This is a genomic window from Bradyrhizobium sp. HKCCYLRH3099 (assembly GCF_051167855.1).
Classification (GTDB): Bacteria; Pseudomonadota; Alphaproteobacteria; order Rhizobiales; family Xanthobacteraceae; genus Bradyrhizobium.
In genome coordinates this window covers 37680-64335 of the sequence record NZ_JBNPTW010000012.1, presented here as the reverse complement: position 1 = coordinate 64335, position 26656 = coordinate 37680, and the positions used below count along the sequence as shown (strand labels likewise).

The 26656-nt window shown below is 67.1% G+C and carries 20 protein-coding genes; 11 read left to right on the top strand and 9 right to left on the bottom strand.

Annotated features, from left to right (window positions below):
- Positions 1-62: 62 nt before the first annotated feature.
- Together cobT and cobS are read right to left on the bottom strand one after the other, a co-directional pair.
- Positions 63-1964: a cobaltochelatase subunit CobT gene (gene cobT, locus ACQR1Y_RS21890; protein WP_434878056.1), complete on the bottom strand. Its 1902-nt coding sequence runs from the start codon at positions 1962-1964 to the stop codon at positions 63-65.
- A gap of 144 nt (positions 1965-2108) precedes the next feature.
- Positions 2109-3107 (bottom strand): cobaltochelatase subunit CobS, encoded by a 999-nt coding sequence (gene cobS / locus ACQR1Y_RS21885; RefSeq protein ID WP_035647724.1) that lies wholly within the window; start codon positions 3105-3107, stop codon positions 2109-2111.
- Between the two features lie 300 nt (positions 3108-3407).
- Here cobS and ACQR1Y_RS21880 point away from each other — a divergent pair, with 300 nt between their 5' ends.
- Positions 3408-4064: a DedA family protein gene (locus tag ACQR1Y_RS21880; protein WP_434878057.1), complete on the top strand. Its 657-nt coding sequence runs from the start codon at positions 3408-3410 to the stop codon at positions 4062-4064.
- A 10-nt stretch (positions 4065-4074) separates the two neighbouring features.
- Here the strand turns inward: ACQR1Y_RS21880 and ACQR1Y_RS21875 are convergent, their stop codons facing one another.
- The gene (locus ACQR1Y_RS21875; protein WP_434878058.1) at positions 4075-5298 is read right to left on the bottom strand and encodes a citrate/2-methylcitrate synthase; all 1224 of its coding nucleotides are present in this window, start codon (positions 5296-5298) and stop codon (positions 4075-4077) included.
- Between the two features lie 82 nt (positions 5299-5380).
- On the opposite strand from ACQR1Y_RS21875, the gene ACQR1Y_RS21870 reads away from it, so the two are divergent.
- The gene (locus tag ACQR1Y_RS21870) at positions 5381-6469 is read left to right on the top strand and encodes a citrate synthase/methylcitrate synthase (RefSeq protein WP_434878059.1); all 1089 of its coding nucleotides are present in this window, start codon (positions 5381-5383) and stop codon (positions 6467-6469) included.
- A gap of 39 nt (positions 6470-6508) precedes the next feature.
- On the opposite strand, the gene ACQR1Y_RS21865 is transcribed toward ACQR1Y_RS21870, so the two are convergent.
- Positions 6509-7153, bottom strand: a complete 645-nt coding sequence (locus ACQR1Y_RS21865; protein WP_434861994.1) for a J domain-containing protein — start codon at positions 7151-7153, stop codon at positions 6509-6511.
- Between the two features lie 110 nt (positions 7154-7263).
- Between ACQR1Y_RS21865 and ACQR1Y_RS21860 the strand changes: the two genes are divergently transcribed.
- Complete coding sequence (locus ACQR1Y_RS21860; protein WP_434878060.1) at positions 7264-7533, top strand: BolA family protein; 270 nt, start codon at positions 7264-7266, stop codon at positions 7531-7533.
- Positions 7534-7552: 19 nt separating this feature from the next.
- Here ACQR1Y_RS21860 and ACQR1Y_RS21855 read toward each other — a convergent pair whose 3' ends face one another.
- The 3 genes from ACQR1Y_RS21855 to ACQR1Y_RS21845 all read right to left on the bottom strand — a co-directional run bounded on the left by ACQR1Y_RS21855 (position 7553) and on the right by ACQR1Y_RS21845 (position 10750).
- Positions 7553-8857, bottom strand: a complete 1305-nt coding sequence (locus tag ACQR1Y_RS21855; RefSeq protein ID WP_434878061.1) for an HlyC/CorC family transporter — start codon at positions 8855-8857, stop codon at positions 7553-7555.
- 73 nt (positions 8858-8930) lie between these two features.
- Entirely contained in the window at positions 8931-10079 is a 1149-nt protein-coding gene (aroB, locus tag ACQR1Y_RS21850; RefSeq protein ID WP_434878062.1) for a 3-dehydroquinate synthase, read from the bottom strand.
- Positions 10076-10750 carry a shikimate kinase gene (locus ACQR1Y_RS21845; RefSeq protein WP_434878063.1) on the bottom strand — a complete coding sequence of 225 codons (675 nt, stop codon included), beginning with the start codon at positions 10748-10750 and terminating at the stop codon, positions 10076-10078. The genes aroB and ACQR1Y_RS21845 overlap by 4 nt, the downstream gene beginning before the upstream one ends.
- Before the next feature lie 329 nt (positions 10751-11079).
- Here ACQR1Y_RS21845 and ACQR1Y_RS21840 point away from each other — a divergent pair, with 329 nt between their 5' ends.
- The 5 genes from ACQR1Y_RS21840 (at position 11080) to ACQR1Y_RS21820 (ending at position 18002) form a co-directional block, all read left to right on the top strand.
- Entirely contained in the window at positions 11080-11226 is a 147-nt protein-coding gene (locus ACQR1Y_RS21840) for a hypothetical protein (protein WP_008966351.1), read from the top strand.
- A 171-nt stretch (positions 11227-11397) separates the two neighbouring features.
- Entirely contained in the window at positions 11398-12354 is a 957-nt protein-coding gene (gene xerD / locus ACQR1Y_RS21835) for a site-specific tyrosine recombinase XerD (RefSeq protein ID WP_434878064.1), read from the top strand.
- Positions 12355-12585: 231 nt separating this feature from the next.
- Positions 12586-13548: an acetyl-CoA carboxylase carboxyltransferase subunit alpha gene (locus tag ACQR1Y_RS21830; RefSeq protein WP_434878065.1), complete on the top strand. Its 963-nt coding sequence runs from the start codon at positions 12586-12588 to the stop codon at positions 13546-13548.
- Between the two features lie 294 nt (positions 13549-13842).
- Entirely contained in the window at positions 13843-15327 is a 1485-nt protein-coding gene (locus ACQR1Y_RS21825; RefSeq protein WP_434878066.1) for a L,D-transpeptidase family protein, read from the top strand.
- Positions 15328-16550: 1223 nt separating this feature from the next.
- Positions 16551-18002 carry a hypothetical protein gene (locus ACQR1Y_RS21820; RefSeq protein WP_434878067.1) on the top strand — a complete coding sequence of 484 codons (1452 nt, stop codon included), beginning with the start codon at positions 16551-16553 and terminating at the stop codon, positions 18000-18002.
- A gap of 72 nt (positions 18003-18074) precedes the next feature.
- Here ACQR1Y_RS21820 and ACQR1Y_RS21815 read toward each other — a convergent pair whose 3' ends face one another.
- On the bottom strand, positions 18075-18965 hold the full coding sequence (locus ACQR1Y_RS21815) for a hypothetical protein (protein WP_434878068.1): 891 nt from the start codon (positions 18963-18965) through the stop codon (positions 18075-18077).
- Positions 18966-19540: 575 nt separating this feature from the next.
- Between ACQR1Y_RS21815 and ACQR1Y_RS21810 the strand changes: the two genes are divergently transcribed.
- Positions 19541-21940, top strand: coding sequence for a glucose/quinate/shikimate family membrane-bound PQQ-dependent dehydrogenase (locus tag ACQR1Y_RS21810; RefSeq protein WP_434878069.1), 2400 nt, complete (start codon positions 19541-19543; stop codon positions 21938-21940).
- A 246-nt stretch (positions 21941-22186) separates the two neighbouring features.
- Complete coding sequence (locus tag ACQR1Y_RS21805) at positions 22187-24259, top strand: putative bifunctional diguanylate cyclase/phosphodiesterase (protein WP_434878070.1); 2073 nt, start codon at positions 22187-22189, stop codon at positions 24257-24259.
- A gap of 220 nt (positions 24260-24479) precedes the next feature.
- Here ACQR1Y_RS21805 and ACQR1Y_RS21800 read toward each other — a convergent pair whose 3' ends face one another.
- A complete protein-coding gene (locus ACQR1Y_RS21800) occupies positions 24480-25661 on the bottom strand; it encodes a substrate-binding domain-containing protein (protein WP_434878071.1) in 1182 nt (393 codons plus the stop codon).
- A gap of 186 nt (positions 25662-25847) precedes the next feature.
- Between ACQR1Y_RS21800 and ACQR1Y_RS21795 the strand changes: the two genes are divergently transcribed.
- Positions 25848-26291, top strand: coding sequence for a MarR family winged helix-turn-helix transcriptional regulator (locus tag ACQR1Y_RS21795; protein ID WP_434878072.1), 444 nt, complete (start codon positions 25848-25850; stop codon positions 26289-26291).
- Positions 26292-26656: the final 365 nt, after the last annotated feature.

Genomic DNA, 26656 nt, shown 5'->3' with positions numbered 1-26656 from the left:
GGGCCCCCTCCCCCACCTCCTCCCGACGGGAGGAGGGACGCGTCCGGCGCTCGGCCGGCGGATCAATGCAGCTTGCGCTTCGGTGCGCGCGCGGGCTGCTGTGGCGCCGCGTGTGTCTCGGTGAACAGTTCGGCGAGCTTCTCGGTGATGGCGCCGCCGAGCTCCTCGGCGTCGACAATCGTCACCGCGCGGCGGTAATAGCGCGTCACGTCGTGGCCGATGCCGATCGCGATCAGCTCGACCGGCGAGCGGGTCTCGATCTCCTCGATGATGTGGCGCAGGTGCCGTTCGAGATAGTTGCCGGGGTTAACCGACAGCGTGGAGTCGTCCACCGGCGCACCGTCCGAGATCATCATCAGGATCTTGCGCTGCTCGGGCCGGCCGAGCAGGCGCTTGTGCGCCCAGTCGAGCGCCTCGCCGTCGATGTTCTCCTTCAGGAGGCCCTCGCGCATCATCAGGCCAAGATTCTTCCGCGCGCGGCGCCAGGGCGCGTCGGCGGCCTTGTAGATGATGTGGCGGAGATCATTGAGGCGGCCAGGATTGGCCGGCTTGCCGGCGGCAAGCCACGCCTCGCGCGACTGCCCGCCCTTCCAGGCCCGCGTCGTGAAGCCGAGAATCTCGACCTTGACGCCGCAACGCTCGAGCGTGCGGGCGAGAATGTCGGCGCAGGTCGCGGCGACCGTAATCGGCCGGCCGCGCATCGAGCCGGAATTGTCGAGCAGCAGCGTCACGACGGTGTCGCGGAAGGTCGCTTCCTTCTCACGCATGAACGACAGCGGCTGATAGGGATCGATCACGACGCGCGACAGCCGCGCCGGATCGAGGATGCCCTCTTCGAGATCGAACTCCCAGGCGCGGTTCTGCTGCGCCATCAGCCGGCGCTGCAGCCGGTTGGCGAGACGCGCCACGATGCCTTGGAGATGCGCGAGCTGCTTGTCGAGATAAGAGCGCAACCGCTCCAGCTCGTCATGGTCGCACAGGTCCTCGGCGGCGATGATCTCGTCGAATTTCGGCGCGAAGGCATGATATTCCGGTCCACGCGGCTCGTTGGCGCCGTTGCGGTTCGGGCGCGTCGCCTCGCCCGGCGTCTCGTCGTCGCCGAGTTCGCCGTCGTCGAGCGTGTCGGAGGCGGACGCCTGCGCGGCCTCCATCGCGCTCTCCGACATCTCGTCGGAGGTCGTCTGCGCCTGGTCGGCACTCATCTCCTGGGCCGCATCAGACTCCGGCGAGCCTTCGGCGCCGGACTGGTCGTTGTCGCCGTCGCGGTTGTCGTCGTTGTCCTCGTCCTCTTCCGAATCGGCATTGCGCTCGTCTCCGAGATCGAGCGCCGACAGCAGGTCGTGGACGAGATCGCCGAACTTGGCCTGGTCCTCGGTGAAGCGGCCGAGCTCATCGAGCTGCGAGCCGATCCGGTCCTCCAGGAACGGCCGCCAGAGATCGACCACCTTGCGCGCCGCGTTCGGCGGCGCCATGCCGGTCAGCCGCTCACGCACCATCATGGCGAGTGCATCCGACAACGGCGCATCGGCGCGGTCGGTGATCTCGTCATACTTGCCGCGATGGAAATGATCGTCGAGCATCGCCGTGAGATTCTTGGCGACGCCGGCCATGCGCTTGGCGCCGATTGCCTCGACGCGCGCCTGCTCGACCGCCTCGAACACGCCGCGGGCCTGCGGATTGCCGGGGATCAGCTTGCGGTGAATCTTCGGATCGTGACAGGCGATCTTCAGCGCGATCGAATCCGCGTGCCCGCGGACGACCGCTGCGTCGCGCTTGGTCATCTTGCGCGCCGGCTCCGGCAGCCGCGCCTTGCCCGGCGCCAGCCCTGGCCGCTCGGCCGCGAACGAGACTTCAAGCTCGGGCGATCGCGCGATCGCCCGCAAGCACCCCGTCACCGAGCGCTTGAACGGCTCGGTCGGCGCTTCCTTGGTACCGGGACGGAGTTTGCTGTTGGATGTGGTCATCTTGTCCCTGCGGCCTGTCGTCCCGGCGAACGCCGGGACCCATAGCCACCGGCGGTCATCTCATCGTGTCGACGCCAACTCCGGCGCATCGCCGAAACGTCACGGCGTATGGGTCCCGGCGCGAGGCCGGGACGACGCCTTCAATCAGCTCAGCGCAACGTTGACGGCGGATTCCGGCAGCTCGGCATTGAAGCAGCGCTGATAGAATTCCGCGACCAGCGGACGCTCGAGCTCGTCGCACTTGTTGAGGAAGGTCACGCGGAACGCGAAGCCGATGTCGCCGAAGATCTCGGAGTTTTCCGCCCAGGTGATCACCGTGCGCGGGCTCATCACCGTCGATAGATCGCCATTGGCGAACGCGTTGCGGGTGAGGTCCGCAAGCCGCACCATCTTGTTGACGGTGTCGCGGCCCTGCGCGTTCTGATAGTGCTTGGCCTTCGCCAGCACGATCTCGACCTCCTCGTCATGCGCCAGATAGTTCAGCGTCGTGACGATCGACCAGCGGTCCATCTGGCCTTGGTTGATCTGCTGCGTGCCGTGATAGAGGCCCGAGGTGTCGCCGAGGCCGATGGTGTTGGCGGTCGCGAACAGACGGAACGCCGGATGCGGCTTGATGACCTTGTTCTGGTCGAGCAGCGTCAGCCGGCCCGAGACTTCGAGCACGCGCTGGATCACGAACATCACGTCCGGACGGCCGGCGTCGTATTCGTCGAACACCAGCGCGACGTTGTGCTGCAGCGCCCAGGGCAGGATGCCGTCGCGGAACTCGGTGACCTGCTTGCCGTCCTTGACGACGATCGCATCCTTGCCGACGAGGTCGATACGGCTGATGTGGCTGTCGAGGTTGACGCGCACGCACGGCCAGTTCAGGCGGGCGGCGACCTGCTCGATATGGGTCGATTTGCCGGTGCCGTGGTAGCCGGTCACCATGACGCGGCGGTTCTTGGCGAAGCCGGCCAGGATCGCGAGCGTGGTCGCGCGGTCGAAACGGTAGTCGGCATCGACCTCCGGGACGTGCGGGTCGGTCGCGGAAAAGGCCGGCACCTCAAGGTCGCTGTCGATCCCGAACACCTGCCGCACCGACACCTTCATGTCGGGCACACCGGTCATCTCCTGCGCATTGGTCGTAGCGGCGGTCGTCATTCATCCTCCGAGGTCCCGGGCAATCCCGAAACCAGATTTCATGGTTTGGCTGCGGTTGAAGGGCTTCGAACGCCAGCCTAGCAGAGAGCACGCGCGGGCAGAAGCCTAAGCCTTGATCAAAGTTCCGTCGTTATATCATCGAGATAGGCATGGGCCGACGTTTTTGGAAGGCTGCCCTGCGTATCACGCCACCTTTTGGCCGCGAACGGCACGCTGAAGCATTCTGACGTGGCACTCGGGGGTAGGGTTCCTACTTATCGAAGGGTTCGTCATGTCTCCGTCATACCGCGCAGGATCCGTGTGGCCCATCTCCTCGACCCCTTGATCGCCTTCGTCTCCGCCCATGCGGGATTGGCCTATCTCACTCTGTTCCTGGCGGCGCTGCTGGAGGCGGTTCCGATCGTGGGCTCGGTGGTGCCGGGCACGACGATCATCCTGGCGCTGAGCGCACTGATCCCGGGCGGCGAGCTGACGCTGCAATGGGTGCTGGCGGCCGCGATCCTTGGCGCCGTGATCGGCGACGGCAGCGCGTTCTGGGTCGGCCATCGCCAGCAGCGGGAGATCCTGACGGCCTGGCCGTTCTCGAACTATCCACGCCTGGTGGCGCAGAGTGAGGCGTTCTTCCACCGCTTCGGCACGCTCGCGATCTTCTTTGCGAGGTTCGTGGCACCGATCCGCGCCGTCGTGCCAATCACGGCGGGCGCGCTCGACATTCCGCCGGCGCGGTTCTATGCCGTGAACATCCCGGCCATCGTGCTGTGGGCCTGCGCCCATGTGCTGCCCGGCGTGTTCGCCGTGCAACTGCTCCACCGCTATGGCGGCATTCCGCATCACAGCCATATCGCCAAGTCGACCTGGATCCTCGCGGCCGTCGCCGGCACGATCGTGGTCTGGCTGGTGCTGCGGATGGTACGCAAGCGTCGCGAGACTCAGCTGGCGGCGGGGACGGCGGAATGAGTCTGCTTCGCTAAAGCGTCTCCAAGGTCGCGGCGCGTCCTGGGATGGGTCCGGTATAGCGCGCCCGCGGCCGGATCAGCCGGCCGAACTGCAGCTGCTCGCAGGCATGCGCAATCCAGCCGACGCAGCGCGCCATGGCAAATAGCGCCAGCTCGCTGCCGGCCGGCAGCCGCAGGCTGTGCACCAGTACGGCGAGCGCATAGTCGATATTGACGAACTCTCCGGTGGCTTCCGCAATCCGCTCGGGCACCTCGCGCGTGAATTTGCGCGGCGCGCCGGCGCGGGTCAGAGCTTCCAGCAGTGAGATCGCGCGCGGATCGCCGCGCTTGTAGACGCCATGGCCGAAGCCGGCGAAGCGCTCGCCCAGCGCCACCCGCTCGCGGATCAATGGCGCGACGTCGCGATCGATGAGGGTCTTCACCAATTGCGAGGCCAGCACGCCCGCGCCGCCATGCTGCGGTCCCTTGAGCGCGGCGAGGCCGGCGATCACGGCATCGTAGAGGCTCAGGCCGGTCGAGGCCGCGCAGCGGACAGTGAAGGTCGATGCGTTCAGCTCGTGATCGGCCAGTAGCACAAGGGTTCGCCGGATCAGGTCGGGCGCATGCTTGTGCTCGGGCGCCCAGGCCTTCGCGACCTGAACATGCAGAGGCTCGGCAGAAGGCGGCGCATTCAGCATGGTCGCGACCACCAGCCGAACGATGCGCGCGCCGACCAGGGCGCGGCCGTCTGGCGCGCGATTAAACGCGGCTGGATCCGCATGTGTGGCCAGCGCCAGCACGGCAATGGCGCGGTCGATCGGCGCTGCGCGCCGCGCCGCCTCGGCAATCAGGCGCATCTCGTCCGAGATGTGCGGCATGTTGTCGGACGCAAACGGATCGAGTGCCGTGACGTCCCACAGCAGGGTCGCCGCATGCTCCAGCGAATCCCGCTCCGCCAGTTCGACGCAGTTCACCCCGCGGTAGATCGGACCGGCCTCGGTGATCGTCGACACGGCGGAGTCGAACACCGGCAGGTCGGCGTCGAAGCTGCGGAACGCGCGCGGCTCGGGCACCGGGGCGCGGCGCTCCTTCAGCGCCCGGATGTCCTCGGCACGATAGCGGTTGCTGCGCGAATCCGGCGACGGTTCGGAGCGGACCAGCCCTCGGCTGACATAGGCATAGAGCGTGGCCGGCGTGATCGCGAGCTCGGCGGAGGCCTCGCGGGCCGATAGGTAAAGGCCACTGTCTTTTTTCATATTGATCAGCTTAATCAAGATTGATCAATCTGTCGACCGGGCGAATCTTCCCCGCGTGACCATTCACGCAGGAGATCCCGCCATGACCATCCAGCTCTCGAAGTCCCCCATCGGCCTCGACGGCGTCCCCGCCGCGGAGACCGTGCTCAGCCATGTCGACGGCCAGCAGGGCGAGCTGATCATCGCCGGTAGCCGGGTGGCCGACCTCGCCGCCGCCAACGGCTTCGAGGGGGTGACCGCCCGGCTCTGGAGCGCGGCGACCAAGCGCAGCCTTGGTGAGGCCGACGTCCGTACCAGCCTCGGTCAGGCTCGCCAGCGCGCCTTCGCGCGGCTGCCGGAGCTGCTCGCCGCGACCTCCGGCCTGTCGATCATCGACGGCTACCGCGCCGCTATCGCAGCGCTGCGCCCCGAGGCCGGCCTCGACGACGAGGCGACGATCGTCGGTGCCGGCCCGGTGATCGCCGGCGCCCTGGTTCAGCGCGCGCGAGGGGCGCGGCCGATCGCACCGAATCCCGACCTCAGCCACGCTGCCGACACCCTGCGCATGGTCCGCGGCGATACGCCTTCCAATGGCGAGGTGGCCGCGCTCGACACCTATCTCGTGACGGTCAGCGATCACGGCATGAACGCCTCGACCTTCGCCGCCCGTGTCGTCGCCTCCACCCAGGCCGACCTGTTCGCCGCGATCACCGCCGGCTACTGCGCCCTCACCGGACCATTACACGGCGGGGCGCCGGAGCCGGTGCTGGAGATGCTGAACGCGATCGGGACGCGGGAGAACATCAAGCCGTGGGTCGATGCGGCGTTATCGCGCGGGGAGCGGCTGATGGGGTTTGGGCATCGGATCTACCGGGTGCGGGATCCGCGGGCTGATGTCTTGAAGGCCGCGATCGAGCGGCTGGCAGGGAGCGGGGCGGACCTGCCGTTCGCGAGCGAGGTCGAGGCCTATATCCGGCAGGCGCTGCGGCGCAAGAATCCGGAGCGGGCGCTCGATACCAATGTCGAGTTCTTCACCGCCATCCTGCTCGATGCGCTGAAGATTCCGCGCCAGGCGTTCACGCCGATCTTCGCGGTGGCGCGCGCCGCGGGCTGGACCGCGCATGCGAGGGAGCAGCAGCGGACGGGGCGGTTGATCCGGCCGAGCTCGGCCTATATCGGGCCCAAGCCCTGATATCTCAAATACGACGCGCGGCAGCCTCGCTGCCGCGTGTCAGCCCTTCACCACCGTCTTCAGGTAGTTGTAGGCCTTGATGATCTCGATCAGGCGATCCTCGGTGGAGCGGTCGCCGCCATTGGCGTCGGGATGGTGCTGCTTCACCAGCGCCTTGTACTTGACCTTGACGTCCTCGAGCGTGGCGTCGGGACCGAGGCCCATCACCTGCAGCGCCTTGCGCTCGGCGTTGAACACCTTGCGCGTCTCCGTCTTCGGCGGCGCGGACTGCGCACCCGGCCGCCATCCGGCGCGGCCGTTGATCTCCGCGAACACGCTGAACGGATCCGATGCATCGCCGAGATCGCTCTCGGCATTGCCCTTGCCGCGCTTGCCCGCGGTGTTGGCGCCCATCTTCCAGGTCGGCCGATGTCCCGTCAGCGCATCCTTCTGATAGCGCGCCACGGCATCGGCGTTCATGCCGGAGAAGAAATTATAGGACTGGTTGTACTCGCGCACGTGGTCGAGACAGAAGTGCCAATACTCGCGCTGGTTCTCGCGCCCTTTGGGCGCGCGGTGCGAGCCGCGGTTCGTGCAGTCCGGCCATTGGCAGGGCTGAGCCTCCTCGCGCACCGGCTGCCGCGAAGCCGCCTTCTTGGGCTTGATGCGGATGGAGTCGAAGAATTTGTTTGAATCGATCGGCATGGCGGACTTTGACTACGCAACGCGAAAAGCTTCAAGTCTTGACATTGCGAATACCTCAGGCGGGGACCGCCGATTGACGAAAAATAATTTGATGCGTATTTCCAGAGACCATGCGGACCCAGGATGCTATCATCGAAAAGTTGCGCGAAGCTTTCGCTCCGGAAAGCCTCGATGTGCAGGACGAATCACATCTGCATGCAGGCCACATGGGACACCGCGAGAGCGGTGAGACCCATTTCCGCGTGTATATTGTGTCGCAGGCCTTCGCCGGCAAGAGCCGCGTCGATCGCCACCGCCTGATCAACGCCGCATTGGCCGAGGAACTTGCCGGCTCCGTGCATGCGCTCGCGCTGCATGCGAAGGCGCCCGGCGAAGCCTGATCCCGGCAACGTCAACCAATTAGAACGCCGTACCGGCCCGGCGCGGCCGTGTCTCCTCCGTTTCTCCACGGGGCACCGGCACGATGCGCAGCGCGGTGATGCGATTGCGCTCCCGCCGCAGCACGCGAAAGCGGAAGCCGTGGAACGTGAAGCTCTGGCCGCGCTCCGGGATCGAGCGCGCCTCGTGAATGACCAGACCGGCCACCGTCGTTGCCTCTTCATCAGGCAAGGTCCAGTCCATCGCGCGATTGAGATCGCGGATCGGCACCGAGCCATCGACGACGACAGATCCATCCGGCTGCACGCGCACGCCAGCGACCTGCACATCCTGCTCGTCGGAGATATCGCCGACGATTTCTTCCAGAATGTCCTCGAGCGTGACGATGCCTTCGACTTCGCCATACTCGTCGACGACCAGTGCGAAATGCGTCTTGCGGCGGCGGAACGCCTTCAGCTGTTCCGACACCGAGCGCATCTCGGGAACGAACCAGGGCGGCAGCGCGAGTGACGCGACGTCGATGTGCGACACGTCGCCTTCGGCCGAGCGGATCGCGCGCAGCAGATCCTTCGCATGCAGCACGCCGATGATGTTCTCCGGCGTGTCACGCCACAGCGGAATGCGGGTGTACTCGGTCGCCAGCACCTCGCGCACCAGCTCCTCCTGCGGCAGGTCGGCATTCACCATCACCATCTCGGTGCGGTGAACCATGACGTCCGACACCTGCAGCTCGCGCAGATCGAGCAGGCCGCCGAGCATGTCGCGGTCCTGCTTCTCGACCTTGCCTTCGTGATGCAAAAGATCGACGGCGCCGCGCAGACGTTCGGTCGGCGACAGGATCGGCTGATTGGCGCCAACCTTGAAGCCGATCAGCCGCATCAGCCCGCGCACGATCGCCTCGATGACGGCGAGCACCGGACCGAGCACGATCACGGTCGCGCGCATCGGCCGGGCCACCGCAAGCGACACGCGATCCGGCGCGTTGATCGCGATCGTCTTCGGCAGCACTTCGGCGAAGATCACGACCAGCGCCGTCATCACGCCGGTCGCGTAGAGCACGCCGACCTCGCCGAACCAGGCGGTGAAGATGCCGGTCGCCAGTGCCGAGGCGCCGATATTGGCGATGTTGTTGCCGAGCAGCAGCGCGCCGATCAGGCGTTCGCGCATGTCGAACAGGCTCGACACCACGTCGGCCTCGCGATTGCCCTGCTTCGACAGCCGCAGCATCGAGGCGCGGGAGGCGCCGGTCAGCGCGGTCTCGCTCAGCGCGAAGAAAGCGGAGCCCGCGAGGAGGAGGATGACAACGGAAAGTGTGAACCAGTCCATGACGCCGATGTCGCTCTCGATGGAAGCCGCCGATGATGCGCCGCCACTGCTCAACGCGGCGTAAAGCGCGCGCTCAGCCGCGGCTCTGCAATTTGGCCTGCAGGAAGTCGCGGACCAGTGCGGGGTCGACGTCCTTCGCGATGACAGCGCGGCCGATCGCCTCCATCAGGATGAAGGTGAGCTTGCCGCGCTTGACCTTCTTGTCCTGCGCCATCAAGGCCAAAAGCCGGTCGGCGTCGCCGACGCCCTCCTGGGCGAAGCCGGCGATGTCCTGCAGATGGGTCGGCAGGCCGACCGCGGCAAGGTGACGCTCGATCCTCACGACGTCGTCCGGCGGCAGCAGGCCGAGCTCGGCGGAGAACTGCGCCGCCAGCACCATGCCGACCGACACGCCCTCGCCGTGGAACAGCCGGTCGGAGAAGCCGGTGATCGCCTCCAGCGCATGGCCGAAGGTGTGGCCAAGATTGAGCAGCGCGCGGTCGCCGGTCTCGCGCTCGTCGCGGGCGACGATCGCGGCCTTGGCGCGGCAGGAGGTCGCGACCGCATGCTCGCGCGCCGCGCCGCCCTTGACGATGTCGGCGTGGTTGGCCTCGAGCCAGGCGAAAAAGCTGGCGTCGCCGAGCAGGCCATATTTGGCGACCTCGGCATAGCCGGCGCGGAACTGGCGCGGCGACAAGGTGTCGAGCACCGCCGTGTCGGCGATCACCAGCACCGGCTGGTGGAAGGCGCCGAGCAGGTTCTTGCCCTGCGGCGAATTGATTCCGGTCTTGCCGCCGACGGAGGAATCGACCTGCGCCAGCAGCGAGGTCGGCACTTGCACGAAATCGACGCCACGGCGCAGGATCGCGGCCGCAAAGCCGGCGAGATCGCCGACCACGCCGCCGCCGAGCGCGATGACCAGATCGTTGCGTTCGATCTTCGCGGCGATCAGCGCCTCGCTCACCTTTTCCAGGCCGGCATAGGTCTTGGAGCCCTCGCCCTCCTCGACGACGATGGTCGAGGTGGGGATGCCGGCCTCCGCCAGGATCGCCTCGGCCGGCTTCAGCCAGTGCGCCGCCACGGTGCGATCGGTGACGATGGCGGTGCGCACGCCCGGCCGCAGCGCCGCGATGCGCTGACCGAGCGTGGCCAGCACGCCGCGGCCAATGACGATGTCATAGGCGCGGTCGCCGAGCGCGACGTCGACGATGATCGGATCGGAATGTTTGAGGGGTGCCGTCATCGGAGTGCGCTCATGGCCTGCGGAGGGTCGGACTGAATCGGATCGGGTTGCGGCCCGTCCGGCTGCCCCTCGGTGTCGGCGACCGGCGCGGGCGACAGGAACGCCTGCAGCGCCTCCAGGCAATCCTCGACCACCCGGTCATGCGGCACGTCGCGCGAGCAGATCGTGATGTCGGCGGTCTGATAGACCGGCTCGCGCTCGGTCAGCAGCCGCGCGACGGTGCCGTCAGGGTCGGCGGTCTGCAGCAGCGGCCGGTCGGCGCGGCGCCGGACCCGGCGCATGATCACGTCGGCATCCGCCTTGAGCCAGACCGAGACGGCCTTGTCGTGGATGCGCTGGCGCGTCTCCTCGCGCATGAAGGCCCCGCCGCCGGTCGCCAGCACGGCCGGCCCGCTTTCGAGCAGGCGGGCGATCACCCGGGCCTCGCCATTGCGGAAATAGTCCTCGCCGCGGGATTCGAAGATCTCCGGTATGGTCATGCTGGCGGCGGTCTCGATCTCGGTGTCGGCATCGACGAAGCGCAACCCGAGCCGCGCCGCCAGCCGCCGGCCGACGGTCGATTTGCCCGCGCCCATCATCCCGACCAGCACGATCAGTCGCTTGCCGAGACCCGCGACAATCGCGGCCTCCGGAGCGGCTGGGTGGGGTACGGGTTGGGTCATCTCGGTCATCCCTCCGCTTCTAACCCAGGCCCTGCCGCTTTCAAAGGCATCCTGTTCCGCGTCGAGCCCACCCCGGACGTCATTCCGGGGCGCGCGAAGCGCGAGCCCGGAATCCATACCCACAGGATGGGAAATGGGGCACGCTGGTGGTGGCATCCCGCCCCACGACATCTGCCTGGGGTTATGGATTCCGGGCTCGCCGCGCTGCGCGCGCCGCCCCGGAATGACGGAGCAAGACAACTGGTCATCAGACGACGGGACGGCCCCGCCGGGCTTGCCAGCCGGGTGCGAACATGTTGGATGAAACTGTTCCCTCCTCGGTGGTCTGCGCGAGCCTGATGCCTAGCCTGTTCCGCTTCCTGACCGTGATCGCCGTCATCGTGGGCGTGGTCTATGGCGCGATCTACGCGCTGGCGAATTTCGTCAACCCGAAGCCGCGCGAGATGACGGTGTCGATTCCGCCGGACAAGTTCCAGAAGAAGTAGGCGGCGCGGCTGCGACGAACCAAAAAGCCACAGGGCATTGTTTAAGAATTTTGCGGTTGTCTGAGACGGCCCGGCGCCGCGATATCGGCCAGATTTGCCGTCACCGCTCGACGTCCCGGCGCAAGCTCTTCGTCCTGATTCGATCGCCCGGGTCTCAGCGGATTTCACCACATGAAGGTCAAGGCCTCCGACGCCCGGCTGATGAGCCTGTTCCTCGACATGATGGCCGCGGAACAGGGCGCCGGCGCGAACACGCTCGATGCCTACCGCCGCGACCTCACTGATCTCTCCGAATTTCTCACCCGCAAAAGCAACAGCTTTGCCGCGGCCGACACCCAGGCGCTGCGCGACTATCTCGCCGATCTCGACAACCGGGGATTCAAGTCGTCCAGCGTGGCGCGGCGGCTGTCGGCGATGCGGCATCTGTTCCGCTTCCTGCTGAGCGAGCGTATCCGGACCGACGACCCGGCCGCGATCCTGTCCGGGCCGAAGCGCGGCCGCGCCCTGCCAAAGGTGCTGTCGATCGGCGACGTCGACCGCATGCTGACCAAGGCCAAGGAGCTCTCGGAATCCGCCGATGCCTCTCCGTCGCAGCGGCTGCGCGCGCTCCGGCTGTACTGCCTGCTCGAGGTGCTCTACGCCACCGGCCTGCGCGTCTCGGAGCTGGTGGCGCTGCCGCGCACGGCGGCGCGCAACGACGCCCGCATGATCGTGGTGCGCGGCAAGGGCAACAAGGAGCGGCTGGTGCCGCTGAACCAGGCCTCGCGCCAGGCGATGGCCGACTACCTGGCGATGCTGGACAAGCAGAAGCCGGAGAAGAAGGCCAGCGCCACCTTCGGCAAATGGCTGTTTCCCTCGTTCGGCGAGAGCGGCCACCTGACCCGCCAGCACTTCGCCCGCGACCTCAAGGAGCTCGCGGTGGCGAGCGGCCTGCCGGCCCGGCTGGTGTCGCCGCACGTGCTGCGCCACGCCTTCGCCAGCCATTTGCTGCACAATGGCGCCGACCTGCGCATCGTGCAGACCCTGCTCGGCCACACCGACATCTCGACCACCCAGATCTACACCCACGTGGTCGAGGAGCGGCTCAAGAGCCTGGTGCGCGACCTGCACCCGCTGGCCGAGACGTAATCCAGCCTCACACCGTCCCGCAACCAAATCCCAAACCAAATCCTGAGGCGTGATGCGCCGCCCGCTTGACTTCGCGCCCGTCAGCCCCGAAAGAGCGCCATCCTGCCCGTTCTCCCGGCACGATGCCTGGGGGCGGCGCACCGATCGACCCTTAAGCTCCTGAAGTCCCTCATCTTCAGGTCCGAAGGCCGAACCGATTTCGTCTCCCAGCGCTCTTCCTTCAGCTTTTCCATGCCGGATCCCATGCGCAGCTACCTCGATTTCGAAAAGCCCGTTGCCGAGCTCGATTCCAAGGTCGATGAACTCCGGGCGATGGCCGCCTCCGGCACCGATATCGGCGAGGAGGTCGGCCGGATCGAGGAGAAGGCCGGCCAGGCGCTGGCCGAGCTCTATGCCAATCTGACGCCGTGGCAGAAGACGATGGTCGCGCGCCACCCGCAGCGGCCGCACTTCACCGACTTCGTCAATGCGCTGATCACCGAATTCACGCCGCTCGCCGGCGACCGCAAGTTCGGCGAGGACGCCGCGCTGCTCGGCGGCTTCGGCCGCTTCCGTGGCGAGCCGATCTGCGTGATGGGCCAGGAAAAGGGCGCCACCACCGAATCCCGCCTCAAGCACAATTTCGGCATGGCCCGCCCGGAAGGCTACCGCAAGGCCGTCCGGCTGATGGAGATGGCCGAGCGCTTCGGCATCCCCGTGCTGTCGCTGGTCGATTCCGCCGGCGCCTATCCAGGCATCGGCGCCGAGGAGCGCGGCCAGGCCGAGGCCATCGCCCGCTCCACGGACGCCTGCCTGGCGCTGGGCGTGCCGAACGTCGCCATCATCACCGGGGAGGGCATGTCGGGCGGCGCCATCGCGCTGACCACCGCCAACAAGGTGTTGATGCTGGAGCACGCGATCTACAGCGTGATCTCGCCGGAAGCCGCCTCCTCGATCCTCTGGCGCGACGGCACCAAGGCGCAGGAAGCCGCCAACAGCATGAAGATCACCGCGCAGGACATGCTGCGCTTCGGCGTGGTCGACACCATCCTCAAGGAGCCGGTCGGCGGCGCCCACCGCGACCCCGCCGCGATGATCGCGGCCACCGGCGAGGCGATCGCCCAGGCCTTCGACGAGTTGAAGGGCCTCGATGCCGACGCCATCCGCAAGCAGCGCCGGCAGAAATTCATCGAGATCGGCCGCAAGCTGAGCTGAGCCGGTCCGCCGGCATCCGCCGCTCGCGGATTTGTGAGTCTTTCCAGCCGTTTGGCCGTATTTCGGCCCTGACGGCGCGGTCTGCTGTTTAGAACTTGTTGACCACGAGGGCCACGGCGCCGCTGCACCACTGTGGCGCGGGTTGCGGCTCCCAGGGGCAAAGGGTACAATTTTAATCATTGGTTTGACGTGGGCATGACGCGCGGTCGACCTGGGATCTGTCCAGCTTTCCCGGCCGATCGATCGAAACGAGAGTGGGGTTCGCGGCATGCTGGGTTTGCGGGGAGCTTTGCTTTGATCAACCGCGCTTTCGTCCGGGTCCTGATGACCTCCGCGGCGTTGGCCGCCGGCGCGCTGCTGGCCGGCTGTAACAGCGATCAGATGGCGCTCGCCACCAATGCCAAGGCCAATCAGCCGGTGCCGCCCAAGCTCGTCGCCGCGATGGGCGAGAAGGACATGGATCCGCAGTCGCCGATCCTGGTGCGCGTGTTCAAGCAGGAGGCCGAGCTCGAGGTCTGGAAGCAGGACCGCTCCGGCAAATTCGCGCTGTTGAAGAGCTATCCGATCTGCCGCTGGTCGGGCGATCTCGGCCCGAAGGTGCGCGAGGGCGACCGCCAGGCGCCGGAAGGCTTCTACTCGATCAATCCGGGCCAGATGAACCCGCAGTCGGCGTATTATCTGTCGTTCAACACCGGCTATCCGAACGCGTTCGACAAGGCGCTGGGCCGCACCGGCTCGCAGCTGATGGTGCATGGCGACTGCTCCTCGCGTGGCTGCTTCGCGATGACCGACGAGCAGATCGCCGAGATCTATGCGCTCGGCCGCGAGTCCTTCTTCGGCGGCCAGCGGGCCTTCCAGTTCCAGGCGTTCCCGTTCAAGATGACGCCGGTCAACATGGCCAGGCACCGCAACAACCCGAACATGCCGTTCTGGCGCATGATCAAGGAAGGCTATGACGCCTTCGAGGTGACGCGGCAGGAGCCGAAGGTCGACTTCTGCGAGAAGAAATACGTCTTCAACGCCCAGAAGCCGCCGGGCGCGACCCGTGACCCTGTGTTCGACGCCGCGGCGAAGTGTCCGGCCTATGTCGTGCCGGATGAGATCACGACCGCGGTGCGCGAGAAGCAGCAGGCGGACGAGGCCGAATACGCCAAGCTGGTCGCCAAGGGCACGCCGGTCGCCAAGCTCAACACCGGCATCGACGGCGGCATGAATCCGATCTTTGCCTCGCGCGTGCCGGGCGCCTCGACGGGCCTGTCCGATTCCGGCGAAGCGCCGGGCCTGTCGCTCGCCAACTTCCAGGCCGCGCCGGGCACGATCCCGGGTCACGTCAATCCGCCGCGTGCGCCTGAGGCCAACGAGGTTGCGGCGATGCCGGCCAGCGCGACTGAAGCGCCGGTCACGGCGCCCTCGACGCGCGTCGCCGCCGTCAGCGCGCCGGAGAAGCCGAGCTTCATGTCGAGCCTCGCCCGCAAGGTCGGCATTGGTGGTGGTGCCGAGACCACCGCGGCGACCAAGCCTGCCGAGAGCAAGACCGCCGAGAGCAAGACCGCCGAGACCAAGCCCGCGCCGAAGCCGGTGGCCGTCGCCAAGCCAGTTGAGACCAAGCCGGCCGAGACGAGGCAGGCCGCCGCACGGCCGCCGTTCAAGCCGGCAGCCAGCGATGCGCCCGCAACGACGGCCTCGGCTCCCGCCCAGACCCAGGCCTCCCTGGTCTCCGGCGCCGCCCCCGTGCTGCCGTCGAACTCGTTCGACAGCCGGTTTGCCGGGTTCAAGTAGGCCGTCGTTATCGGCGCGCCGTTCCGAGCGCCGCGTCCTGCTCCGCCAGAACCAGGCCGCACCGGCGGTGCCCACCCTCCCCTGGAGGGGGAGGGTCGGTCGCACGCGAAGCGGGCGAGCGGGGTGGGGTGATCTCTCCACATGCACCGGTCCTAGAGGAGAGATCACCCCACCCCGCCTCACGTTCCGCTTCGCTCCTCGTGAGGCGCCCCTCCCCCTCCAGGGGAGGGTGGGCACCGCGAACGCCGCAGCGCTGTGATGAACAGTCTCAAATTCATTCTCGGACATGGGTAATCGTCCTCGCGGCGCCCTGGGCGTCCGAGTGATGCATCGTTCTCACCCTCTTGCGAAGCCGAGGGTGCAGGGAGAGCCGGGCCTCGACTGAGGCCCGTGGCCCGCCTGCGGAAAAAAATGCAGGCGGCAGGTACCACAGGTCCAGCCGGAACGACCCGGCCCTCCCTGCGCGATGGCTTTACGGCTGCTTCGCGCTCTCCCAGGTGCACCGGGCTTTCTGGCCACCTTGTCGCGACAACGCGCTTCTCGCGCCTTGCGCGGGACACCAGCATCGGGGTGTCAGGACCACGCGACTTGACCGTGCGGACCAATCTGTTCGTCGGCGCGATCGCTCACGCTGCAAACCGGCCCGCCCACCACATCCCGCACCCCACGCTTCGTGACGACCGCGCAGCGCCCCTCGTCGATGAGGCGGGACGAGGCAGATAAGATCATGATTTTCCGAAATCGCGAAGCGGGATATTTTTACTGATAGGACTGGACACGCCAAATCAGCTTGATTGCAAAGGTGAAATGAGATTTTGCGCGCAGGCACCGCGACACTTTACGGCTCGCCTGCTGGAGGTGGGCCTGCTTGCTGCTGATCTGATGAGCTGTGCTCTCTCCTCGCATGAGGTCGTTCCCTCCCCCCTTGTGGGGAAGGCTAGGGAGGGGGTCCACACGACGAACTGTGGGTGGGGTACCCCCCTCCCCAACCCTCCCCCACAGGGGGGAGCCTGAAGAGCGTGCTCTCCTGACGAGGAGTTCGGACCGAGCCGGGCTCTCACCGCTTGATGCGCCAATCACTCCGGAGCGATCCCAGTCGCCCTTGCCAGCCCTGAATTTTCAATGCGGACCGCTGCGTGACGTCGCTCACTGAGCGCACGCGCGGGGTCTGCGACAAAGCGGCCGTCACCCGCGGTGAGGTGACTAACCGAGGGAGCAGAACAATGGGTCTCTTTGACGCAATCGGACACGCGGTGGGATCGGTGGTGAAGGACGTCGGCCATGCTGTCGGGCACGCCGCCTCCAGCGTGGTGCATACGGTGGAGCATGCGGCGAGCGACGTCGGACATGCCGTGGGGCATGTGGTCAGCGGCGCCGCGCATGAGGTCGGGCATCTCGGCGGCTCCGTCATTCACACCATCGGCAAGGTCACGCATACGGTCGGCGATGTCGCCAACAGCGTGGCGCATACGGTGGGTCACGTCGCCGGTGATGTCGGACATGTCGTGCATGACGTCGCGCACGGCATCGGCCATCTCGGCAGCGAAGCCATTCACACCGTCGGCGGCGTCGTCAACGCGGTCGGCCATGCCGGCGCGGCGGTCGGCGGCGGCCTCATTCATGGCGTTCAGGACGTCGTCTCGACCGCGGGCCATGTGGTCGGCGACATCGCACAGACCGGCGCGCACGTGGTCGGCGACGTCGCCTCCGGCCTCAACCATCTCGCTCATGGCGATCTCGGCGGTGTCGTCCACGACATCGGCCATATCGGCAGCGATATCGTGAATGGCGGCGTGAAGGTCGGCGGCGATCTCGCGCATGGCGTGATCGCCACGGTGGGCGATGCCGTTCATGGCGCGGTCGGTCTTGGACATGCCGGGCTGGAAGCGGCCGGCGCGATCGGTCACGGCGCGCTCGGCATGGCCGGCACGCTCGCCGACACCGCCGCGCATGTCGGCGCCGACGGCATCCATCTGGCGGGCGATGTGGTGAAGGGCGGACTCGACGTCGGCACCTCGCTGGGCCACGGCGCGCTCGGCGTCATCACCGACGCGGTGTCGAACGCGGGGCACCTGGTCGGGGGACCGCTCGGCCACGTCATCTCCGACGTCGCGCACGCCGCCGAGTCGCTCGGCTCGGGCGTCGCCAACGGCATCAGCCACGCGGTCGGCGCGGGCGTGTCGGGCCTCACTGAGGCCGCCAGCGATCTGACGCATGCGGTCGGGCACCAGGCCAGCACGATCGGCCACGACCTCGGCGCGCTCGCCAGCGATCTCAGCCACGGCAATGCCGGCGCGGCGCTCGGCGACCTGTTCAAGCTCGCCGGTGACCTGCTCGGCGGTGGACACGAAGGCAGCCACGGTCATCAGGGCGGCTTCTGGGACCAGATCGCGCAGGCGATCCACCAGGCCAGCGACAGCCATGACGGACATGGCACGGGTCTGGGCCTCGGCGGTCCGCTGCATGGCGACGGCTCGTCGCATCACCCGATCATCGCCGACGGCTTCGGCGATCACGGTCACGGCGATCACGGCCTCGATCACCACGGCGGCAACACCGGCATCGTGCCGCCGCATGTCGACATGGGCCACGCCGGTGGCGCGCATGACGTGCCACACGACTTCAGCCACGCCGTGCAGATGCCCGAAGCGCATCACTACGCGCTGCACGGCTGAGGCCGGAAACAGACAGAACCCGCGGTGCATGCACCGCGGGTTCTTTGTCGTCTCGCCGATCTCGCGTGCGGCTCAGCGCACCTGCGCGGGCTGCTCGATGGCGGGCGGCGCGGCTGCGGCCTGCGCGCGAGCCTGCGGCGCGTGATCGTTCATCGCCGACAGCGCACACAGCGCCAGAGAACCCCAGACCGCGGCGCTGAAATACAGCGACATCCAGGCGATCTCTTCCTTCCAGTGCTCGAACTCGTGGGTGACGGTCCACTGCGTGGCGGAATCGCGCAAGCCCACCAGCGGATGCAGCAGCGGCTTGCCGGCGGCGCGCTCGATGCGCCAGCGCTTCACATACATCGGCACGTCGACCACGACGAGGAAGGCGAGATAGCAGGCGATGCCGACGAGGCCAGCGATCAGGAGCCCGCGCACCAGGCCGTCGAACTCCGGCAACAGCCGGCCGAGCCCGATGCCCACCAACAGGAAGGCCACCGCCCACAGCGAGTTCTCGATCGCGTTGTAGAGGAAGTTCTTGGTGACGACGGCGTACCAGGAGCAGATCTCGGCGACGACGATGATCGGCACGATCAGGCGCGCCATGTTGACCGCGGTGTCGGCGTCGGCAATGGCGCCGAGCTGCGCCAGGATGATCGCCCATTGCGCCGCGAAGGCGATCTCGGCGATGGTCGCCACGGTGCGGCCGACGAACACGCTCGACAGCCAGCTGTCCACCAGGCAGATGCGCTGCACGTCGGCGCGCGGCAGCACCGAGCGGAAGGCGCAGCCGAACACATAGGCCGCCGACAGCGCCAGCATCGCGCTGGTGTCGGAGGACTGGGCGAGCGTGCCGCTGCCGCCGCCGAGCTGGCGATACAGGATGAACCAGAACGCGATATTGGCGAGGCTGACCAGCGTCAGCATCGCCCACCACAGGGCGACGGGGTTCGACAGGGCTCGCGACTGCGCACGCATCCGGCACTCCAATTTTCATGTGACTGACATCGGATCGTATTAATTCCGTCATGGAGCGGCAACCCGCGCCGAGCCCGGGGCGTGACAAAAGCGCGTGTGACCGGAGCGGCTGCGGCTGAGGGTGGCGCGGCAACGGGACGGAGGGTTGGGGCCCGCTCGGGCCTCATGGTTCGAGACGCGCCGCACGCTGGCTCCTTTGAAAACAGCTGACTGACGGGCGCGGCGCTCCTCACCATGAGGCTCTGGCATCCGAGCGGGTCCTGCACACCGGAAATGAGCGGGTCGCTTACGGAGAGAGGGACGAATGCCCGCGCGACGGTGTCGGTGCGCTCACTCTCCCCGTTCTTCACGGGGGCGCGACGAGCTTCGCTCGCGCTGGGAGGGTTGGGGTGAGGGGCGGCCGCACGCACCGGCCGTGCGGAGAGCACACCCGGATTGCATCTGGCGATGCAATCCGGCCTCTGCCCGCGTGCGGGGAGAGGCTCGCGCCTCAGGGAACTTCCGCTCTTCCCCGCAGTTCATGACGCGACTGCGGCGTCCTGCCGCGCTTCGTCCTCATCAGCCTGGAGCCGCGCATGGCCGCCGCCCGCGAGCTGCAGCGCGCGCCGCTGCTGACCTTCACTGCCATCATTGTCGGACTGATGGGCCTGGCGCTGCTCGCCGGCGGCATCTGGCTCGCCGCGATCGGCGGCTCGCTCTACTATGTTGTCGCGGGCGCCGCGCTGCTCGGCACCGCGTGGCTGCTGTGGCAGCGGCGTGCCGCGGCGTTGTGGCTGTATGCGGCGCTGCTGTTGGGCACGATGATCTGGGCGATCTGGGAAGTGGGCCTGGACTTCTGGTCGCTGGCGCCGCGCGGCGACGTGCTGGCGCCGCTCGGCGTGTGGCTGCTGCTGCCGTTCATCACCGCGCATCTCGCAGGCGACATGCGTTCGGCGCGCTGGGGCCTCGTTGCGGTGCTCGCGGTCGCCATCGTCGTGCTCGGCGCGTCGCTCCGCGGCGACCGCTTCGGCGTTACCGGCGCGCTGCCGCAGACGGCGGCAGCGACGGCCGGCACCGATGCGACGCCGGCCGAGGCGCAAGCCGACTGGACCGCCTATGGCGCCAGCAATTTCGGCACGCGCTTCTCCAGCCTGAAGCAGATCACGCCTGACAACGTGAAGAACCTCCAGCTCGCGTGGGAATTCCGGACCGGCGACCGCAAGGGACCTGACGATCCCGACGAGTTCACCAACGAGGTGACGCCGCTGAAGATCGGCGATCTGCTCTACACCTGCTCGCCGCACCAGATCGTGTTCGCGCTCGATGCCGCCACCGGCAAGCAGCGCTGGACGTTCGATCCGAAGATCGAGCACCACAAGAATTTCCAGCACATGACTTGCCGCGGCGTCGCCTATCACGAGACCAAGCCCGGCGCGGTCGACAGCGCAGGCGCCGCGGCGCCGGGCGAATGCGCCAAGCGTATCTTCCTGCCCACCAATGACGGCCGGCTGTTCGCGCTCAACGCCGACAGCGGCAAGCCGTGCGAAGGCTTTGGCGATCACGGCCAGATCGATCTCAAGGCCGGCCACGAGATCAAGACGCTCGGCTTCTACGAGGGCACCTCGCCGCCGGTGGTCACCGACAAGGTGGTGATCATGGCCGGCGCGGTGATCGACAACTACTCCAACAAGGTGCCGTCCGGCGCGATCCGCGGCTTCGACGTCTACTCGGGGAAGCTGTTGTGGGCGTTCGATCCCGGCAATCCCGATCCGAACGAGATGCCGTCGGCGACGCATCATTTCACGCCGGGCTCGCCGAACGGCTGGAGCGTCGGCGCGGCCGACGAGGCGCTTGGCCTCGTCTACATCCCGCTCGGCTCGAGCTCGCCGGACATCTGGGGCGGCAACCGCTCAGCCGACAATGAGCGCTATGATTCCGCTGTTGTCGCGCTCGACATCGCCACGGGAAAACTGCGCTGGTCGTTCCAGAACGTGCATCACGATCTCTGGGACATGGACATGCCGTCGCAGCCGAGCCTCGTCGACATGTCAGGCAAGGACGGCGTGGTGCCGGCGATCTACGTGCCGGCCAAGACCGGCAACATCTTCGTGCTCGACCGCCGCGATGGTCATTTGCTTGTCCCGGCGCCGGAGAAGCCGGTGCCGCAAGGCGCAGCGCCCGGCGATCATCTGTCGCCGACCCAGCCGTTCTCCGAGCTCAGCTTCCGGCCGCGCAAAGACCTCACCGGCGCGCAGATGTGGGGCGCGACGATGTTCGATCAGCTCGCCTGCCGCATCAAGTTCAAGCGGCTGCGCTATGAGGGCCCGTTCACGCCGCCCTCCGAGCAGGGCACGCTGGTCTATCCTGGCGATTTCGGCATGTTCGAATGGGGCGGCATCGCGATTGATCCCGTGCGCAAGATCGCGATCGCCAATCCGCAGTCGATCCCGTTCGTGTCCAGGCTGGTGCCGCGCGGCAAGGACAATCCGGCAGAGCCCAACGCGGAACATCCGCCGGGCACCGAGTTCGGCGTGCAGCCGATGTACGGCACGCCCTATGGTGTCGACCTCGGCATCTTCCTGTCGCCGCTCGGCATCCCCTGCATGGCGCCGCCCTGGGGCAGCCTCGCCGCCATCGACCTGAAGACCAACCAGATCGTCTGGCAGCATCGCGTCGGCACCATTCGCGACCAGTCACCGGTGCCGCTGCCGTTCAAGATGGGCGTGCCGATGCTCGGCGGCCCGATGGTGACCGCCGGCGGTGTCGCGTTCCTCACCGGCACGATGGACGACTACATCCGCGCCTTCGATGTCAAGGACGGCCGGCTGCTGTGGCAGGACCGGCTGCCGGCCGGCGGACAGTCGACGCCGATGACCTATGAGGCGGGCGGCAGACAGTACATCGTCACGGTCGACGGCGGCCATGGCTCGTTCGGGACCAAGCTGGGCGACTATGTCCGCGCCTATGCGCTGCCGGGCAACGTCGCGAGCAAGTAGTTCGCCGGTTCCAGCTCTGCGCAGAATGGAGTGAACTGTTGGACATTTGCTCACGATATCCGGGGTTCCCCGGAGGAACTCCAACTGCGAAGCGCGCGCCTTAATCGTCGGCTTCCGAACCTCGTGCATGAGTCAGCGCGGGCCCAGATTTCCTGCCCGCATTGACGCTTTGCTAACCGCGATTCCCGTGCGCCAAAACGCGGCGCGCCCTGGTTCGTAGCTGGCCTGCGTAAGGGTTCATTGCCGATGTTGACGATCCTGTCCTGCCTGCCTGCCGACCACGATCTGCGCTACGTCACCGCCGCGCTGCTGGTGTGCGTGCTCGGCTCCATCCTCTCGATGCGCCTGCTTGCGCGCGTCCGGCGCAACACGGGTCTGCGCCGGCTGCACCTGCTGTTCCTGGCCGGGCTTGTCGCCGGCGGCACGGTGTGGACGACGCATTTCGCCGCCATCCTCGGCTATGAGGCAACGGGCAATCGCTCGTTCGAAGCGGGCCTGACCTTCGCCTCGCTCGGCCTTGCCATCGTGTTTTCCTGGCTCGGCTTTTTCATCACCACGCGCACCCAGCACGGGCCGCTGATCGAGATCGGCGGCGCCGTGTTCGGCTTCGGCATCGCCGCGATGCACTACACCGGGATGAGCGCGCTCAATCTCGACGGCATCAGGACCTGGCATGCGCCGGCGATCTGGCTCTCGCTGGTCCTGGCGATGGGGTTCGGCGCCGTTGCCGCCAACCGGATCGCGCGCCCCGTGACGCGGTTCTGCAAATATGGCGGCTCGCTCGCCATGGTGATCGCGATTCTCAGCCTGCATTTCACCGGCATGGCGGCGCTGACCTTGGCGCCGATGGCGGGAGCTGACGCGCCGGCGCAGGCACTGTCCGACAGCGTGATGCTGATCAGCATCGTCACCGGCATCGGCCTGATCATGGCGATGGCAGCGTCGGCCTACATGATCGACATGCAGGCGGCGCAGGAGGCGGTCGAAGGCTATCGGCAGCTGGCCTTGCAGGATCCGCTGACCGGCCTGCCCAACCGCAACGGCCTGGGACAGCGGCTGGCTCCGCTGTTGACCAATGGCGACGAGACCGCGCATCTGGTCGTGCTCGCGATCGATCTCGACCGTTTCAAGGACATCAACGACGCGCATGGCCACGCCGCGGGCGATGCGGTGCTGACGGCGATCGCCCAGCGCATCGCGGCGACCTTGCAGCCCGGCGAATTCCTCGCACGGATCGGCGGCGACGAGTTCGTCGCCGTCAAGAGCGAGATCTTCGCGCGCGCCGAGGCCGCCAGATTCGCCGAGCGCATGCGCGCGCTCGTGCTGACGCCGGTCGAGTGGGAGGAGCGCAGCCTCTCGGTCGGCTGCAGCATCGGCATCGCGCTGCATCCCGACCACGGCCTCAGCTCGGACGAATTGCTCACCCGCGCGGATCTGGCGATGTATCGCGCCAAAGGCCTGGGACAAGGCAAGATCTGCACCTACGAACCGTCGATGGACGAGGCCAGCCGGCGCCGCGCCGAGCTCGCGATCGATCTGAAGCGCGCGCTGGTGCGCAACGAGTTCGAGCTGCACTACCAGGTTCAGAACGACACGCAGAGCGGCGAGATCATCGGCTTCGAGGCGCTGCTGCGCTGGAATCACCCAGTGAAGGGCCGCGTGCCGCCGAACGATTTCATTCCGATGGCGGAGCAGACCGGGCTGATCGTCGACATCGGCGACTGGGTGCTGCGCACCGCCTGCGCCACCGCGGCGGGCTGGAGCCAGCCGTTCAAGGTCGCCGTCAACGTCGCGCCGATGCAGCTCAACCACGACCTGCCGAAGCGCGTCGCCGAGGTGCTGCGCCAGACGGGCCTGGCTCCGGAGCGACTCGAGATCGAGCTGACGGAAACCGGCATCATCGCCGACCGCCAGCACGCGCTGCAGGTGATGCAGGCGCTGAAGGGGATCGGCGTCACCGTCGCGATGGACGATTTCGGCACCGGCTATTCATCGCTGTCGACCCTGCAGGTGTTTCCGTTCGACAAGATCAAGGTCGACAAGAGCTTCATCCAGTCGGTCGAGACCAGCGTGCATGCGGCGGCGATCGTCAAGGCGACCTTGCTGCTGGGGCGCAGCCTGAACATCCCCGTGCTGGCCGAGGGCGTCGAGACCGAGCAGCACCTCGCCTTCCTGCGCGAGGAAGGCTGCACCAGCGTGCAGGGATTCCTGTTCGGCAAGCCGATGCCGCAGGAGGCGATCAGCAAGATGATCCGGGAGGTGGAGGTCGCGCCGTCCCTCATCGCGGAAGCGCCGGCCAAGAGCGCCGCGGCGGCCTGAGCAGGTGCCACCCTCCCCTGGAGGGCAGGGCTATCACATGTGAAGATGCGGGGCTTCCCTGACGAGCGATCCTGCCGATCAGTTACTCCCTCATGCCCGGGCTTGTCCCGGGCATCCACGTCGTTCTCAGCATGTCGGCCGACGTGGATGGCCGGGACAAGCCCGGCCGTGACGACGTGGAAGGAGCGGAACGTCTCGCGAGGCGCCTACCCGGCATCGCTCAAAACGTACGGATGATCCTGAAATCCAGGCCGTCGGCGGCGGCGAGGTGCATGGCCATGCTGGCGCGGCCGTGACGGAGGGTGACATCGCCGCGGGGGCCGGAATAGACCATGTTGCGGCCGGCGGCGGCGAGCGGGTGCAGGGACAATGAGCCGGCGCGCTCCGCGGCGGCTTTCAGGAAGCGCAGACCTTCGTAGTTGGACTGGCCGACGGAGCCGACCGGCGGCGCCTCGACGCCGAACATCGCAGTGTAACCGCCCAGGAAGTCGTCATTGGCTCTGGAGCCGATGCAATTGAAATAGCCGGAGGCGGAGTAGAGATTCTCGGTGTTGTCGGCGCCGATGCCGAGCAGCACGGTTTCGTCGACGGCCCCGGCGAGACGCAAGGTGGTCGCGGCGAGGCCGGATTCGCCGAACGCCCGGTTGAAGGTGATGCTGTCGGTGCCGATCAGCGAGATCAGCACGACGTCGGGGCTGGCGGCGCGGATGCGCGCCAGATGCGCCTCGTGATCGTCCTCACCGACGGGAACGAATTCCTCGCCGACGACATGGCCGCCGGCCTCGGTGATGTAGGTCTTGGTGGAGCGGTGCGACTGCCACGGCCAGACATAGTCGCTGCCGATCAGGTACCAGCGCTTGGCGCCCTTGTTCTCGGCCAGCCAATGAATGGCGGGACGGGTCTGGCTGTGCGGCGTCTCGCCGATCGCCATCACGCCCGGCGTCCGCTCGCCGCCTTCATAGACCGGCGTATAGACGTAAGGGATCCGGCCGCGCGTCAGACGGCGCAGCGCCAGCCGGACCGCGCTGATATGCGAGCCCATCACGACGTCGATGTCGTCGAAATCAAGCGCGTCCCTGGCGCACGCGACCACCTCCTCGACCGGGCCGCCGGAATCGTAGAACAACAATTCGATCTCGCGGCCGAGGATGCCGCCGCGGCGGTTGATCTCGGAGACCGCCAGCAGCGCGCTGTTGGTGGCCGCCGGCCCCCAGATTCCCGGCGAGCCGGAGAACGTGATGAAATTGCCGATGCGCAGTCTGTTGTGGCGGCCGCGCCGCGCGAACCGATCGGGATCGAAGGGGGCCAGCGACGGCGGGCCGACCCGCTTGGGCGGGCTCCTGAACAGCAGGGAGGGCGGCAGGCTGCAGCGCCCGGCCGTGACAGGTCCTGTCGAGAGCACACCCACTCCTTGGCCGCGACCCTGGTTGGCCCAGTGTGGGCCGGCGGTCATACGCCGTCAAAATCAGCACGCGTTCGGCAAATATCCTATTCGAAAATGTTGAATGTTCAAGAATTGGGATGCATATAGATCGGGCAGCAACTGCCGGACAATCATTCAATTCAGGACCCCTGAGCGAAATTTACCGTGGCCAAATCGCCCCCTTCCAACACCCCCCTCACCGAACATCTCGCCTACCTGCTCGCGCAAGCCAACCGGGAGATCAACCGGCAGTTGGAGTCGCGCCTGAGCACGGAGGGCGTGCCCGTCGAGCAGTGGCGCATCCTCAAGGTGCTGTCGGACGGCGAGGGCCATTCGATGGGGGATCTCGCCGAGGCGGTGCTGCTGAACCATCCGACCCTGACCAAGATGATCGACCGCATGGTGTCGGACTCGCTGGTCTACCGCCGCCAGGACGCGAACGACCGCCGCAAGGTGCTGATGTTCATCAGCGACCGCGGCAAGGCGCTGTGCAAGCGGCTGAACTCGCTGGCCGCCAGCCAGGAGGCGCACATCCTGGAGAACTACGGCGACAAGGCGACCGGCGAGCTGAAGCGGCTGCTGGAGAATTTGATCGACGCGGCGAGTTGAGCATTGTCTTGCTGCGACGCTGCGGACATTCAGTCCCGAGCTCTACCCTCCCGTCATTGCGAGCGCAGCGAAGCAATCCAGGATGGTGGGCGGGACCTTGGATTGCTTCGCTACGCTCGCAATGACGCGGAAGCTGCGGGGGCATAGGGCGAAGGCGCGCCCGCGGCGGCCTCTGCCCACGCTTGTTCTCTCCGTCATTCCGGGGCATTCGCGCGCAAAATGGCGACAGCCATTTTGAACCGGCGCGAATGAGCCCGGAATCCATACGCACAGGCGGATATGAGGCACGAGATGGCTGTGGGAGCAGTCTTCGTCACACATCCGCTCGTGGCTATGGATTCCGGGCTCATCCGCGCTTACGCGCG

Excerpts from the sequence above, each read along its gene's own strand:
- cobT (WP_434878056.1), bottom strand. The coding sequence starts at position 1,964 with ATGACCACATCCAACAGCAAACTCCGTCCCGGTACCAAGGAAGCGCCG.
- cobS (WP_035647724.1), bottom strand. The coding sequence starts at position 3,107 with ATGACGACCGCCGCTACGACCAATGCGCAGGAGATGACCGGTGTGCCC.
- ACQR1Y_RS21875 (WP_434878058.1), bottom strand. The coding sequence starts at position 5,298 with ATGAAAAAAGACAGTGGCCTTTACCTATCGGCCCGCGAGGCCTCCGCC.
- ACQR1Y_RS21870 (WP_434878059.1), top strand. The coding sequence starts at position 5,381 with ATGACCATCCAGCTCTCGAAGTCCCCCATCGGCCTCGACGGCGTCCCC.
- ACQR1Y_RS21865 (WP_434861994.1), bottom strand. The coding sequence starts at position 7,153 with ATGCCGATCGATTCAAACAAATTCTTCGACTCCATCCGCATCAAGCCC.
- ACQR1Y_RS21860 (WP_434878060.1), top strand. The coding sequence starts at position 7,264 with ATGCGGACCCAGGATGCTATCATCGAAAAGTTGCGCGAAGCTTTCGCT.
- ACQR1Y_RS21855 (WP_434878061.1), bottom strand. The coding sequence starts at position 8,857 with ATGGACTGGTTCACACTTTCCGTTGTCATCCTCCTCCTCGCGGGCTCC.
- aroB (WP_434878062.1), bottom strand. The coding sequence starts at position 10,079 with ATGACGGCACCCCTCAAACATTCCGATCCGATCATCGTCGACGTCGCG.
- ACQR1Y_RS21845 (WP_434878063.1), bottom strand. The coding sequence starts at position 10,750 with ATGACCGAGATGACCCAACCCGTACCCCACCCAGCCGCTCCGGAGGCC.
- ACQR1Y_RS21840 (WP_008966351.1), top strand. The coding sequence starts at position 11,080 with ATGCCTAGCCTGTTCCGCTTCCTGACCGTGATCGCCGTCATCGTGGGC.
- xerD (WP_434878064.1), top strand. The coding sequence starts at position 11,398 with ATGAAGGTCAAGGCCTCCGACGCCCGGCTGATGAGCCTGTTCCTCGAC.
- ACQR1Y_RS21830 (WP_434878065.1), top strand. The coding sequence starts at position 12,586 with ATGCCGGATCCCATGCGCAGCTACCTCGATTTCGAAAAGCCCGTTGCC.
- ACQR1Y_RS21820 (WP_434878067.1), top strand. The coding sequence starts at position 16,551 with ATGGGTCTCTTTGACGCAATCGGACACGCGGTGGGATCGGTGGTGAAG.
- ACQR1Y_RS21815 (WP_434878068.1), bottom strand. The coding sequence starts at position 18,965 with ATGCGTGCGCAGTCGCGAGCCCTGTCGAACCCCGTCGCCCTGTGGTGG.
- ACQR1Y_RS21810 (WP_434878069.1), top strand. The coding sequence starts at position 19,541 with ATGGCCGCCGCCCGCGAGCTGCAGCGCGCGCCGCTGCTGACCTTCACT.
- ACQR1Y_RS21805 (WP_434878070.1), top strand. The coding sequence starts at position 22,187 with ATGTTGACGATCCTGTCCTGCCTGCCTGCCGACCACGATCTGCGCTAC.